Below are 545 nucleotides of genomic sequence, written 5' to 3' on the forward strand. Positions count from 1 at the left end.
CCCCAGCAGCATCTGAACGCCCGCCCCCTGTTTTGGCCGCGCGGCAAGACGCTGGGCGGGTCCAGCTCGATCAACGCGATGGTCTATATGCGCGGCCACAAGGCGGATTACGACGGTTGGGAAGTCGCCTCTGGCACCTCGGTCTGGGGCTGGGACCGTGTCCGCGCCCTGTTCAAGCGACTGGAAAACAATCAACGATTCGGTAATTCAGAATACCACGGGACGGGTGGTGAACTGTTTGTCAGCGAATTGCAGACGGTCAACCCGCTCAGCCGATCCTTCGTCAAGGCGGGGCGCGAACTGCAGATCCAGCATAATGATGATTTCAACGGCGAGCGTCAGGAAGGGGTCGGCCTTTATCAGGTTACCCAGAACCGCGGGCGGCGCTGGAGTTCGGCAAAGGCGTTTCTGGAAAGCGCGCTGGACCGGCCGAATCTGGAGGTCATCACCGATGCGCGGGTGACCCGCGTGGTGATGGACGGGCGGCGCGCGATCGGCGTGTCCTACAGGCGGAACAACAAATACAAGCAGGCGCGGCTGAACCC

1 protein-coding gene is annotated in these 545 nt (G+C 62.0%); it reads left to right on the plus strand.

Going from position 1 to position 545, the window contains the following annotated elements; all coding sequences use genetic code 11:
* On the plus strand, nt 1-545 hold a 545-nt coding region (locus tag NS334_RS17175; protein WP_193753173.1), incomplete at both ends, for a GMC family oxidoreductase.

The sequence above is a fragment of the Sphingomonas endophytica genome (assembly GCF_001476895.1).
Taxonomy (GTDB): domain Bacteria; phylum Pseudomonadota; class Alphaproteobacteria; order Sphingomonadales; family Sphingomonadaceae; genus Sphingomonas; species Sphingomonas endophytica_A.